This is a genomic window from uncultured Microbulbifer sp. (assembly GCF_947489355.1).
In the GTDB taxonomy this organism is placed as follows: domain Bacteria; phylum Pseudomonadota; class Gammaproteobacteria; order Pseudomonadales; family Cellvibrionaceae; genus Microbulbifer.
The window spans coordinates 125,484-138,550 of the sequence record NZ_CANLDD010000004.1 but is presented as its reverse complement, the minus strand read 5'-3'; the positions used below and the strand labels follow the sequence as shown (position 1 = coordinate 138,550).

Here is a 13,067-nt window from a genome sequence, read left to right as displayed (position 1 = left end):
ATCGAAAGTAGGTTTGGTCATAGGTCATCTCTTTTTTGCTAATGATAAAGAAATGACACAGAATTCTGAACACTACCATTTAACTGGATTTGACTATTAAGCAGGGGGGACTTAGATTTGGCTGTGCATGGAATAAAAACCCATCATAACTTGCACAAGCCTTAATTGGTACCAATTGGATAAATCGCATTGCCCACACCTTTTGTTCACACTACCCGCTCTATAGCCTCCGAGACGATCCATTCTTTAGCCCTGGTGTCCACCTGCGGGATACTCTTGATGGTGGCCTGGGCGATCTGGTTTTTTAGCAAAGACATTACCACCTACAGTGTCAGTGATGTGGCCAGGCTCGAGCAGGCACAAAACACGGTGCAAGTTAGCACACAAAGAGCCGGCCGGGTTGTTGCTATTGCCGCCTCTCTCGGTGATACCCTGAGAACTGGCGACCTGTTGATACAACTGGATACTTCGGCCCTGGACCTGGAACTGGATGGGGATGCCAGGGTTTCGCAGAGACTCACCGAACAACTTGCTGCGATTGAGCGGGATCAAAGTTTACTGGATAAAAAATTTGCGGAGGAGGATAAAGCCCTGCTCGACCAGCTTAAATTCCTCCGGGGACAGCACCAGTTGCAGGTGAGCAACCAGCAAATCCAGGCCGAGGTAACGGAACGTTACGAGCGGCTTTTACAAAAACAGCAGAGTTCGGAGCTCGATTATCTTGTGGCCAAGCGCACATACCAGCAGATGGCGATGGAAACGCTTGCGGCAGAGGCCGACATCCGCGCAGAGCAGGATCGCCGAGAGCAAATTGCCAATGAGTACCAACTGGTGGTCAGTGAGCTGAAACAGCGCAGTGTTAATATCCAGCGCAAACTGGTTGAAGTGGAAACTCGCATGCGGCAGAGCACTCTGGCTGCCGACGAGCAACAGTTGCGTGCGCCGATCACCGGTACCCTCGCTTCCTTGGCGGATATTCGCGAGGGTGAAGTCTTGGTTGCCGGACAACAGGTTGCCACCATCCAGGCAGAGGGTGGCATTGGCATACAGGCATACTTCCCGCCGGCTCAGGCACTCGGCCATATCCGACCAGGTCAATATGCCCGGGTAAAACTGGATGGTTTTTCCTGGGCACGCTACGGCCAGTTACATGCCCGGGTGGAGCGGGTGGCCAGTGCCGTGCGGCAGGAGCGGATTCTTGTGCAGCTTTCCCTGCAGGGAAAAGTACCGCCGCAGTTACCGCTCCTGCATGATCTGCCCGCCAGGGTTGAAATTGCCACGGGCACCAAAACCCCTTACCAGCTGCTGCTGCAACGGGTGGGGGACGCTCTTACCGGGGAGCGCCAGAGTCGCCAGGCCACAGTAGAGAGGTTGCCGTGAATCGGAAAACCCGCTGGCTGGTGCCTGAAGTGATCCAGACTTCCAATATGGACTGCGGCCCGGCATCCCTTAAGTGCCTGCTGGAGGGTTTCGGGGTCAGTGTTCACTATGGCCACCTGCGCGATGCCTGCCAAACCGATGTAGATGGCACCTCCATCAATACCCTGGAGCGGGTCGCTGTCGAGTTGGGACTGGATGCCGCGCAGATGGTGGTGCCCAAGGATCACCTACTGTTGAATGCGCCGGGCTATTTACCGGGCATGGTGGTGGTACGCCTGCCAAACGGCAATACCCATTTTGTGGTGGCCTGGCGCAACCACGGGGGTGTTGTGCAATTAATGGACCCCGCCAGCGGCAGGCGCTGGCCCAGTGCGCGCCGTTTTCTCGACGAACTGCATGTCCATACCTTGCGTCTGCCCCCGAAGGATTGGCGCAGCTGGGCTGGAGGTGCTGATTTTATCGATCCGCTGTGCGAACGTATGCAGCGGCTCAAGGTTTCCGAGCTGGACAGGTCGGATTTGTGCCGGCGATCCCTCGAGTCGGGTAACTGGTTCTCCCTGGCGTTTCTTGATGCGTCAGTACGCATGTTGACCGCGCTGATGTCGGCAGGTGCTGTGCGACGCGGTGCGGAAATCAATAGTATGCTGCAGAAGCTGGTGGAGGAATTCGGCGCAGATGCCACTTGCGCACACACCCTGGTGCCGGAGCAGTACTGGTGTGTGCGCCCCTATCGCCAGGCGGGGTTTGCGTCTGGTGAAAGCATGGAGTTGGCCCCGGAACAACTGGAATTCAGTGGCGCTGTGGTCGTGCGTGTCAAGGGCGTGCGCAAAGCGGATGCGGTGAAGCCGCGCTCCAGGTCGCTGGTCAGGGCGCTGCAAGCCCCATCGGTGCGCCCCCTGCCGCAGCTGTGGCATCTACTCCGCGAGGATGGCCTGCTCGCTCCGGTAATTATTGCGCTGGCGATGCTCGGCGCGGTATTCGGTTTGATGGCTGAGGCCCTGCTGTTTCGCGGCCTTATCGATATCCACAGCGAACTGGCCACCGGTCTGCAGCGTATGGGAGCCGTGGCTCTGCTACTGGGCTTTTTGCTCACCGTCATTTTATTGCAGTTTCCCGTTGCCAAGCTGCAACGGGTGCTGGGGCGACACCTGGAAAACCGTTTTCGCATGCGCTTTCTCTCCGCGCTGCCGCAGATACCGGAGCACTTTTTCCAGAGTCGCCCCACCTCGGATACCGCCGAGCGCAGCCACCGAATTACCGCCCTCAGGGAGTTGCCGGTGCTGGGGGGCGGTATCCTCTTCAACGTCTTCATGCTGCTCGCGACGGCCGCAGGCATTATCTGGCTTGTGCCCTCAGCTGCACCGCTGGTACTTCTGATGGCGGCATTGCAGGTAGCGATTCCACTGTTGTTTCAGCCGGTGCTCAATGATCACAATATGAGAGTGCAGACCCATACCGGTGCCCTGGCCCGGTTCTATATGGATGCGCTGTTGGGGGTTGTGCCGATACGTACCCATGGCGCTGGGGAATCGGTACGCAGGGAACATGAGGTCTTGCTTTCCGAATGGATCAGGGCCGGTTATACCTTCCTGCGCTTTCAGCTCAACAGCCAGGCTCTGCAACTGGTTGTGAACTGTGCACTTGCCGCTACCCTGGTGATTTATTGTATCCACAGCCGCGGGGCAGACCCCGATCTGCTGTTGTTAATTTACTGGGTGCTGGCGCTGCCACCATTGGGCGAGGATATCGCCGTGCGAATCCGTGAATACCCCCGCCAGCGCACCACCTTGCTGAGGGCGCTCGAACCACTGCAGGCGGTTGAGGACCAGGGCGCACCGGATACCACAGTCAAGGTCGCCGATTTTAACCCGAAGCGGCCCGCGCATTTTCGCTTTGAGGATATTCGGGTAAATGCCAGCGGCCGAACCATTCTCGATGATATCAATCTGGAAATAGGCCCTGGCGAACATATCGCTGTCGTGGGCGCATCCGGTGCGGGTAAATCCAGCCTGGCGGGTCTGCTGTTGGGCTGGCACAGGCCTGCCCAGGGTCGCGTACTGCTAAACGGTGCCGAGCTGAAAGGGGAACTGCAGGCCCGCTTCCGCCTGCATTGCGCCTGGGTAGATCCCGCCATTCAATTGTGGAACAACAGCCTGCTTGACAACCTGCACTACGGAAACGCCCCCAACGCGCCGCTGTATCCGATTCTTGAGCAGGCGGATTTACTCAAACTGCTGGCCTCGCTGCCAGATGGCCTGCAGAGTGCCTTGGGAGAGGGGGGGGGGCTGGTCAGTGGCGGGGAGGGTCAGCGCGTGCGTCTCGGCCGTGCCCTGGGCCGCGAAGTGCCCTGCTGTGCCATCCTGGATGAGCCCTTTCGCGGCCTGGACCGCGACCAGCGCCAGCGCCTGCTCGGGCGTGTGCGTCAGGCCTGGCAGGACATCACATTGATCTGCATGACCCACGATATTGCCGAAACACAACACTTTGATCGTGTATTGGTGGTTGAGGACGGTCGCATAGTGGAAGATGGCACACCGGCGGTATTGAGCAAACGCAGGGACACGCGTTACGCCCAATTGCTGGTAGCGGAGCAAACTTTGTGGCAGGACTGCTGGAAAAGTACCGACTGGCGCCATTTGCGCATGCGGGGCGGGCGCCTCTCGGAAGTGCCGCCTCAGGCAGAAGCCGACTCCCTCCGAACGGCGGATGCAACTGCGGAGGTGGCCTGTGAGCGCTGAATCTGTGGATAACAGTCTGCGCGCCCTGTGCTGGCCCATTGCCCAACTGGATACGGCCCTACAAACCCTGGCCCGGCACTGTGGGCTGGGGCCCGACACGCCCGACTCCAGTGCCGCCGCACAGGGGTTAGAGAATATTGATACCCGGTTTCAGCTGGGTGCTGAGGCCCTGGATTTGCAGATAGAGAAAGTCGGCTGCGGTTACGGAGAGCTGGAACAGGTGCTGACGCGTGCCGCGCCGGCATTGATCCGCCTGCGCTTTGGCGAGAGGGTGTATTTTATCGCCCTGTGCGGTGGTAATCGCCGTCGCCTGCACCTGCTCACCCCCGCTCTGCAAGTGCAAAAGGTGTGTCTGCGGCGGGTGATGATCCAGCTCACCCACGCGCAGGCGGCGCCCCAGCGCCAGCGCATCAACCGCCTGCTCGACAGCGCCGGTATTGGCGGGCGCCGCCGCAGCAGGGCCACCAGTACCCTGCTGCGGGAAAGCCTGGCAGGGTTGCACCTTGAGCAGTGCTGGCTGCTGCGCCAGCCCGCGCACCGGCCTTTCTGGCAGCAACTGCGCCAGAAAGGCCTGCACCGGCGTTTTCTCGCGATGCTCGGCTTTCACGCGTTACAAATGGCCCTGTTCCTGGCCAGTTGGTGGGTAATCGGCCGCGCTCTACTGGGCGGCTCTATTGATGCCGGCTGGCTCGTGGCCTGGGTGCTTCTGCTGGTTTCGCAGGTTCCCTTGTCATTGCTCACGGCGCAACTGCAGGGTTCGGTATCGGTGGAGACCGGCGCGCTGCTAAAACAGCGCCTACTCGTCAGCGCCCTGCGTATCGATACGGACAAGGTGCGGCATATGGGCTCGGGCCAGGTACTCGGGCGGGTTTACGATGCGGAAAGCCTTGAGGCCAGCGCTCTTCAGGGCAGCTTCTCGCTGTTGCTGGGCATAGTGGAACTAGCACTGGCCTGTATTGTGCTCGCCCTGGGGGCCGGCGGACCCTTGCATCTGTTGATGTTGTTGCCGTTTTTAATGCTGGCCTTTTTTCTCGGCCGGGCCCAATACCGCAGCCGCCGCCGCTGGACTGCCCGGCGTTTGACCATGACCCACCGCTTGATAGAAAAAATGCTCGGCCACCGCACCCGCCTTGCACAGCAGCCGCCGGCTGAATGGCACCGGGGAGAGGACCGCGAGTTGAGTGACTACCTGCAAAGTTCCGCAGGTATGGACAGCACCATGGTGCATTTGGCAGCGCTATTGCCACGTCTCTGGCTTATGCTGGGGGTGGCCGGGCTGGCGCCTGTGTTTATCGCCGGCAACTCCGACAGTGCGCAACTCGCTGTGGCCCTGGGCGGAGTGCTGCTCGGCTATCGCGCGGTGCTCAAGTGCCTAAATGGCTTTACTGGTGCCTTGAGCGCCCTGGTGGCCTGGGAAAACGTGCGGGAACTCTTTGCCCTGGAGGCACCACAAAAACGCTCCTCTCCCGGTGCTGCACCTATCGCAACCGGCAGCACAGCCTCTGGGCCTGACACCCAACCCCTGTGCTACCTCCGCGATCTGTGTTTCAGTTACCCGAAAAAAGAAAAGCTGGTGCTGGCGGAGTGCAGCCTGGTCATTTATCCCGGCGACCGTCTGCTTTTGCAGGGTGTCTCCGGCTCTGGAAAATCCACCCTTGCCAATGTGATTACCGGCCTCCAGAAACCGGACGAAGGCCTGTTGCTCTTAAATGGGTACGATGGCAACAGTCTTGGTCCTGGGCAGTGGCAGAGGCTGGTGGCCTCCGCCCCCCAATTTCATGAAAACCATGTGCTTGGCGATTCTTTCCTGTTCAACCTGCTGATGGGCGACGAGTGGCCGCCACGGCAGGAGAGCCTGCGCAAAGCCTATGCTATCTGCGACGAACTCGGTCTTACTCCGCTTTTGCAAAAAATGCCCGCGGGTATGCTGCAGACGGTGGGCGAGATGGGTTGGCGCCTGTCTCACGGGGAGATGAGCCGGTTGTTTATTGCCCGTGCCCTGTTGCAAAACGCGCAAATGGTCGTGCTGGACGAAAGTTTTGCTGCCCTGGACCCGGGAAATTTGCGCCGGGCCATGGCCTGCGTACAAAAGTACGCAAATACATTGATTGTGATTGCGCACCCATAATGATCGGTTATTGCCAGTGTGTTTTTTTATATTCAGCGAAGGCAGCCGGTTTCTGATTGGCCCTTAAGGAGTCTTTAATTGCGCCTTTATTAACCGAGGTTTGGTTGTGCTATTTCAATTTTTTAAAGAAAGCCCGCATTCTGCGGGCTTTCTTACTTTCAGGTCTTCAGTTTCTTATAGTGCATGCGATGTGGTGTGGCCTCTTCGCCCTTGCGCAGAACAAAGTCCTCGTGGTATTCGGTGTAGTTACCTTCAAAAAACACGGCTTCGCTCTCGCCTTCGTAGGCGAGGATATGGGTGGCGACACGGTCCAGGAACCAGCGGTCGTGGGAGATCACCAGGGCGCAACCGGGGAAATTGAGCAGGGCTTCTTCCAGAGCCCGCAGTGTCTCGATATCCAGATCGTTGGAGGGCTCATCGAGCAGCAGTACATTGGCGCCCTGTTTGAGGGTATAGGCCAGGTGCAGGCGCCCGCGCTCCCCGCCGGACAACTCGCCCACCCGTTTTTGCTGATCGCTGCCTTTGAAGTTGAAGCGGCCCACGTAGTTGCGCGACCCCACTTCGTAGTGATTGATCTTGAGCCTGTCGTGGCCGTCGGAGATGGCCTCCCAAACGGTTTTGCTGTTATCCAGGTTTTCGCGGCCCTGTTCCACATAGGCGACTTTGACGGTGTCCCCGATGTGAATTTCTCCGGCGTCCGGTTGTTCTGAGCCGCTGATCATACGAAGCAGAGTGGATTTTCCGGCGCCGTTGCCGCCAACGATACCGACAATAGCGCCATTGGGGATGCACAGGGACAGGTTCTCGAGCAACAGGCGATCACCAAAACCTTTGCTGACACTCTCGAACTCGATCACCTTGTCGCCGAGGCGTTCACCGGGCGGAATATAGATCTCGTTGGTCTCGTTGCGGGCCTGAAAATCCTGAGACTGCATCTCCTCCAGGCGTGCGAGGCGGGCCTTGTTCTTGGACTGGCGGCCTTTGGGATTCTGGCGGGCCCACTCCAGCTCTTTTTGTACAGCCTTCATACGGGCCTGTTCGCCGCGCTGTTCCTGTGCCAGGCGGTGCTCTTTCTGTGCCAGCCAGGTGGTGTAGTTCCCTTCCCAGGGGATGCCGTGGCCGCGGTCCAGTTCCAGAATCCAGCCAGCCACATTGTCGAGGAAGTAGCGGTCATGGGTGATGGCTACGACGGTGCCGGTAAAATCGTGCAGGAAGCGCTCCAGCCAGAACACGGATTCGGCATCCAGGTGGTTGGTGGGTTCGTCGAGCAGCAGCATGTCGGGGCGCGACAGTAACAGGCGACACAGGGCCACACGGCGCTTTTCACCACCGGACAGGTTGGTGATATCCGCGTCCCAGGATGGCAGGCGCAGGGCGTCGGCAGCCACTTCCAGGCGGTGCTCCAGGTTGTGGGCGTCCCAGGCATGAATGATATCTTCTAGCTGCTGCTGTTTTTTTGCCAGGGCATCAAAGTCTGCGTCGGGTTCTGCATAATCGGCATAGACCTGTTCGAGGCCGGCGAGGGCGTCGATGGCTTCCCGCATGCCATCTTCCACATTGCCACGCACGGTTTTGCCGGGGTCCAACTGGGGTTCTTGAGGCAGGTAGCCCACTTTGATACCGGGCATGGCCCGGGCTTCACCATGATAGTCCTGATCCACACCGGCCATAATGCGCAGAAGGCTGGATTTACCGGCACCGTTGAGTCCCAGCACACCAATCTTGGCACCGGGAAAGAAGGACAGGGAGATATCCTTGAGGATTTCGCGTTTGGGTGGCACTACCTTGCCCACCCGGTTCATGGTGTAAACGTATTCAGCCATCTGGGTTCCAGTAATGAGTGTTGGAATCGGTGAGAATTTGCGCGCAACTTATCAGTTTGCGTAGAAAGTGCAACTGCGTGGGCCTGGGTAAGGGGGCTGTACTCGCGTGTGGCTGACGCCCGCAGCGATCTGTGCTTAACTGCGAAGCTATCAAGTACAGGTGCAATAAGACAGACAACAATGGATCAGGATTTCCCCGTATTATTTTCCCGGCGTGGCGCTGTGGCGGTCGCGACTCTCAACCTGCCCAAGGCACTGAATGCGTTGAACCTGCAGATGATAGAGCGGCTCTGTGCCCAGTTGGATGCGTGGGCTCGGGACGATACGGTGGCTGTTGTGTGGATAGACGGCAGTGGCGACAGGGCGCTGTGTGCCGGAGGCGATGTGGTGACCCTATACCAACAGTCGGCGAGCTATGGGGAGACAGGGGATGGCCGATATAACACAGAATTTTTCTCCTGCGAGTATCGTCTCGACTACACAATCCATACCTATTCCAAGCCGGTTGTGGTTTGGGGTGGCGGCATCGTGATGGGCGGCGGTATCGGTATTATGGCCGGGGCCAGTCACCGTATTGTCACTGAAACCACCCGCATGGCCATGCCTGAAATTACAATCGGCCTGTTTCCCGATGTGGGAGGCAGTTGGTTCCTGAACCGTATGCCTGGCCGTCTTGGGCTGTTTTTGGGGCTGACAGGTGCCCAGTTTAATGGTGCCGATGCCCTGTTTGTGGGCCTGGCGGACCGTATGATCGCGCAGGACCAGCGCGATACCGTACTGGAAACATTGGCTGCGTTGGCATTTGCCCAGGGTGTGGATGCCAACCACGAAACCGTCAGTGATTGCCTGAAAACGTTTGAACTCGTATCGCTGCAGCGGCCGGAATCGGTGCTGTGGGAACACTATGACCAGATCCAGCAGCTCACGGACTTCTCCAGTCTGCCAGCGGTGTGTACGGCAATCCGTTCCTACCAGGGGGGAGACAAATGGCTGCAGCGCTCCGCCAGCACCCTCGCGGGGGGCTCTCCGTTAACGCCCTGGATTATCTGGGAGCAGCTGCGCCGGGCCCGCCACCGGTCCCTCGCCGATGTCTTTCGCATGGAGCTGGCTCTGGCAGTTAACCTCTGTGCCAGTGGCCATTTCAAAGAAGGGGTGCGTGCTCTGTTGATCGACAAGGACCGTGCTCCGCAGTGGCAACCGGCGAGCCTGGAGGAGATATCTCCAGAGCAGGTAGCGCGCTGCTTTGACAGCCCCTGGTACGGCGAGCATCCGCTGGCAGATTTATAGAGCGAACCGGGCCGTTTTCGCCCGGGACACCAACAACAAAAACCGGAGTGGTTTTTATGCAAAAGATAGCCTTTTTTGGTCTGGGTAATATGGGTGGCCCGATGGCTGCCAATTTGGTCAAGGCCGGATACCAAGTAGCGGCTTTTGACTTAAATCCCGCGGCATTGGCGCAGGCACAGAGGAAAGGCTGCCTGGCCTGTGAGCATATTGGACAGGCCCTGGAAGGGGCCGGCACCGTGATTTCCATGTTGCCCAGTGGTGATGCGATCAAAGGCCTCTATCTCGGTGAGCAAGGGCTGTTAAAACAGCTTCAGGAGGATACCCTGGTCATTGATTGCTCGACGGTTTCTGCGGAAGATGCCTGCCTGGTGCATGAAGCGGCCTATGTGCGCGGTATCCGAGCAATTGATGCTCCTGTGTCCGGCGGGACTGCCGCGGCGATAGCGGGTACCCTGTGCTTTATGTGTGGCGGCGATATGGCGGCAATTGATGTGGCGCGAGCGCCGTTGCAGGCCATGGGCAGCAAGATTTTCCATGCGGGTGGCGCTGGATCAGGGCAGGTGGCGAAAATCTGCAATAACCTGTTGCTGGCGGTGCAGATGACCGGTACCGCCGAAGCGCTGCAACTGGGTGTGGACAAGGGGCTGGACCCGAGAGTGCTCTCGGAAATTATGTGCGAAAGCTCAGGCAACAACTGGTCTCTGACTCATTACAATCCCTACCCTGGCGCGATGGAGAATGTGCCCGCAGCCAATGGTTATTGCGGTGGTTTCAGTGTGGCCCTGATGCTGAAAGATCTGCGCCTGGCCATGGATGCCGCGGCGGGTAGCGCTTCGTCCACGCCCATGGGCGCGCTGGCGGAAAACCTGTATCAGCTGCACGGTGCCAGTGCAGTGAACCAACAACTGGATTTCTCCAGTATCCAAAATATGTTCCGCCGCCCGGCAGGAGTTTTGACCGACTAGTTAGGATTTTCCGGTCACTGCGGTGCTATATGCCAAGTCAGTGCTGCCGAATGGGACCGGTCGGTGGTCGCTCTTGAGTGAGCTGCGTACCTGTGGAGGCGGAGAGCTTGCGCCAGCCTGTGGCCGGCTGAGCCACGCGCCCGGGCAGCATGAATCCGGCAACTGATCAGTCTCGGGGGTGAAATACGAGTTGTCTGTCTCCCAGGTATTGCGCCCTCATCGACAAGCTAGTTTCAGGAAGGACTCAATGGCTCCTTTGGGTTTCCTGATAGCTAGCGCCCCTGCCTGCCCTTGATGTACCTCATGTTTTCCTGGTTCCACCTTAATGTATCGCACTGATCGATGGTCTTGGTGCCGTGCATTTGAACACCTTGATTTGGATCAAGCCCCTGAGCAAGGTCAGCGGTTAACCTGTCTGCGACTGGTGAGTGGGCCTGGAAGAAGCCTTCTCAAGTCGGGAAAAATGCCAAATTGCCCTATGGAGAAGTTGATGAATCGTATCACTGCATGCACAGCCGCTGCTTTGACCGCTGTACTTTCTGTACCGGCACTTGCCTATGAAAAGGGGAGCATCATTGTGCGCAGTGGCATCGCCTTAGTAGCACCCGATGTCAGTTCCAGCGCGCTGTCAATGTCGGGCGCCAGGCTGGGTGGCACCAGGGTTGATGTTGACAACGGCTCCGCTCTGGGCTTGACGGGTGTTTACATGTTTCACGACCACTGGGGTGTGGAACTGCTGGCGGCAACCCCGTTCACCCACGATATTCAGGTCGAGGGCCTGGGGGCGACCTTTGACCTTGGGGAAACCAAGCAGCTCCCACCCTCCCTGCTGCTGCAGTGGTACCCCATGGATAAGCGGTCTTCAGTTCAATCCTATCTCGGAGTGGGGTTGAATTACACCGTATTCTTTGATGAGGACATTGACAGCGAAGCGGATGCGAGATTCGCGACCCTCGGTGCAACAGGAGGAGCCAAATTGTCCCTGGACAACTCTTTTGGCCTGGTCGCGGAAGCGGGAGTGGATTTTGCCTTCGGTGCGGACAAGCGCTGGTTGTTCAACTTGGCGGTGTTCTTGATCGATATCGATACCGACGCCAAAGTGACAGTGCCGGAAGTGGGTGATATCACCGCCAGCGTGGATATCGACCCGCTGGTATACACGGCGGGGCTGGGCTACCGGTTCTAAGCCTGTGACACCGGGGCTCCGGGATGGGGCAGCCGCTGCGGTTTTCTTTTGGTGGACCTGACGGTCATCTTTCAGTTTGTGACGGGGGTTGTCGCAAATGGCTTGATAAATTGTGATGAATATGGTGCAAGAGATAAAGACCAAAGTGGGCGGGCTTTCACAAGCGCTGTTATCCCGCTACAGCGGGCCCTGCCCCCGCTATACCTCTTATCCTACTGCGGATCGGTTCAGTTCTCTGGAGGGCGTCAGGCCCTGGACAGGGCTACAGGGCATCCGCAGCCTTTCTCTGTATGTCCATATTCCCTTTTGCCGCTCCCTCTGTTACTTCTGTGCCTGCAGCAAAGTGATCACCCAGCAGTATGGGCTCGCCTCCAGTTACCTCGATCATCTTTTACAGGAGGCGCGCTGGTACCGCGATAAAGTGGCGCAGGTACCTGTAACACAGTTGCACCTGGGTGGTGGTACGCCCACTTTCCTCAACGATGTTGATTTGCGTCGGTTAATGAAAGGGCTGGGAGAGGTCTTTGATCTGAACCCTGGTGATGGTGTTGAGTACAGCATTGAAGCCGATCCGCGTACCCTGGAGCTGGAGACGCTGGATACCCTGAGGGAGCTGGGTTTTAATCGCCTCAGTCTGGGCATTCAGGATTTTGATGCCGAGGTACAGCGATCCATCAATCGTATTTGCAGTGCCGATCAGGTGAGTACCCTGACTGCTGCAGCGCGTGAGCGGGGATTTGTCTCCATTTCCTACGATTTGATTTACGGACTGCCACAGCAGAACCTGGGCACACTGCAGCGCACTTTGGACAGGGTGCTGGAGTTACAACCGGATCGTATCGCGCTTTATCACTACGCCCATTTGCCACACCGCTTTAAGGCCCAGCGCCTGATAGATAGCGATCTGATTCCCCCTGCCGCAGAAAAAATTGCCATGCAACTGGCAGCAGTGGAGCACTTGGCGCGCGCGGGATATGCATTCCTCGGCATGGACCACTTCGCCCGCCCCGGCGACGAACTGGCCAAAGCTGCGGATACGGGCAGGCTGCAACGGAATTTCCAGGGATATACCCTGATGCCTGCAGATGCCCTTGTGGGACTGGGCGCATCGGCAATCAGTTACAGTCAAAGTGGCTTCTGGCAAAACTCGCACCGCTTGAAAGAGTACGCCCAGGCCATTGGCGAGCGGGGAAATGCCGCTTGCCGGGGCTGGTTGTTGAGCGAGGAGGACCGATTGCGTCAACGGGTGATCAGCGAACTCATGTGTCGCCTGCGCCTGGATAAAGACGAGGTTGAGCGCTGTATGGGAACACCGTTTGCAGAGTATTTCCATGAGGAACTCGAGCGTCTGCAACCTATGTTTGACGACGGGCTTATTTACCAGGACGACAAGGCAATTATGATTACTGAGCAGGGGCGTTGGTTTGTGCGAAATGTGGCGTCCGCTTTCGATAGTTATCTACACAACCAGCCGACACAGGCCCAATATTCCCGTGTTCTTTAACTGGCTGCAGGCGACGATTGCCCGCTTAGCGGTTACAATTGCCGCAAATTGAATTA

Annotated in this window: 8 protein-coding genes; 7 read left to right on the top strand and 1 reads right to left on the bottom strand. The window is 58.0% G+C overall.

Annotation, left to right across the window (positions count from 1 at the left end; genetic code table 11):
• Nucleotides 1-189: 189 nt before the first annotated feature.
• Genes Q1A48_RS03850 through Q1A48_RS03840 form a run of 3 tightly spaced genes read left to right on the top strand, consistent with a single transcriptional unit; the run spans nucleotide 190 to nucleotide 6,246 of the window.
• Complete coding sequence (locus tag Q1A48_RS03850) at nucleotides 190-1,380, top strand: HlyD family efflux transporter periplasmic adaptor subunit (protein ID WP_299941451.1); 1,191 nt, start codon at nucleotides 190-192, stop codon at nucleotides 1,378-1,380.
• A complete protein-coding gene (locus Q1A48_RS03845; protein WP_299941448.1) occupies nucleotides 1,377-4,118 on the top strand; it encodes an ATP-binding cassette domain-containing protein in 2,742 nt (913 codons plus the stop codon). The genes Q1A48_RS03850 and Q1A48_RS03845 overlap by 4 nt, the downstream gene beginning before the upstream one ends.
• A complete protein-coding gene (locus Q1A48_RS03840; protein ID WP_299941445.1) occupies nucleotides 4,108-6,246 on the top strand; it encodes an ABC transporter ATP-binding protein in 2,139 nt (712 codons plus the stop codon). Before Q1A48_RS03845 ends, Q1A48_RS03840 begins: the two co-directional genes overlap by 11 nt.
• A gap of 158 nt (nucleotides 6,247-6,404) precedes the next feature.
• On the opposite strand, the gene ettA is transcribed toward Q1A48_RS03840, so the two are convergent.
• Nucleotides 6,405-8,069, bottom strand: a complete 1,665-nt coding sequence (gene ettA, locus Q1A48_RS03835; RefSeq protein ID WP_299941442.1) for an energy-dependent translational throttle protein EttA — start codon at nucleotides 8,067-8,069, stop codon at nucleotides 6,405-6,407.
• A 180-nt stretch (nucleotides 8,070-8,249) separates the two neighbouring features.
• On the opposite strand from ettA, the gene Q1A48_RS03830 reads away from it, so the two are divergent.
• The 4 genes from Q1A48_RS03830 (at nucleotide 8,250) to hemN (ending at nucleotide 13,011) form a co-directional block, all read left to right on the top strand.
• Nucleotides 8,250-9,356, top strand: a complete 1,107-nt coding sequence (locus Q1A48_RS03830) for an enoyl-CoA hydratase/isomerase family protein (RefSeq protein ID WP_299941440.1) — start codon at nucleotides 8,250-8,252, stop codon at nucleotides 9,354-9,356.
• A 56-nt stretch (nucleotides 9,357-9,412) separates the two neighbouring features.
• Nucleotides 9,413-10,321, top strand: a complete 909-nt coding sequence (gene mmsB, locus Q1A48_RS03825) for a 3-hydroxyisobutyrate dehydrogenase (RefSeq protein ID WP_299941438.1) — start codon at nucleotides 9,413-9,415, stop codon at nucleotides 10,319-10,321.
• Between the two features lie 490 nt (nucleotides 10,322-10,811).
• On the top strand, nucleotides 10,812-11,507 hold the full coding sequence (locus tag Q1A48_RS03820) for an OmpW family outer membrane protein (RefSeq protein WP_299941436.1): 696 nt from the start codon (nucleotides 10,812-10,814) through the stop codon (nucleotides 11,505-11,507).
• Nucleotides 11,508-11,622: 115 nt separating this feature from the next.
• The gene (gene hemN, locus Q1A48_RS03815; protein WP_299941434.1) at nucleotides 11,623-13,011 is read left to right on the top strand and encodes an oxygen-independent coproporphyrinogen III oxidase; all 1,389 of its coding nucleotides are present in this window, start codon (nucleotides 11,623-11,625) and stop codon (nucleotides 13,009-13,011) included.
• Nucleotides 13,012-13,067 lie beyond the last annotated feature (56 nt).

Bases quoted from the DNA above. Each gene is read 5' to 3' on its own strand.
- ettA (WP_299941442.1), bottom strand. From the start codon at position 8,069: ATGGCTGAATACGTTTACACCATGAACCGGGTGGGCAAGGTAGTGCCA.
- Q1A48_RS03830 (WP_299941440.1), top strand. From the start codon at position 8,250: ATGGATCAGGATTTCCCCGTATTATTTTCCCGGCGTGGCGCTGTGGCG.
- mmsB (WP_299941438.1), top strand. From the start codon at position 9,413: ATGCAAAAGATAGCCTTTTTTGGTCTGGGTAATATGGGTGGCCCGATG.
- Q1A48_RS03820 (WP_299941436.1), top strand. From the start codon at position 10,812: ATGAATCGTATCACTGCATGCACAGCCGCTGCTTTGACCGCTGTACTT.
- hemN (WP_299941434.1), top strand. From the start codon at position 11,623: ATGAATATGGTGCAAGAGATAAAGACCAAAGTGGGCGGGCTTTCACAA.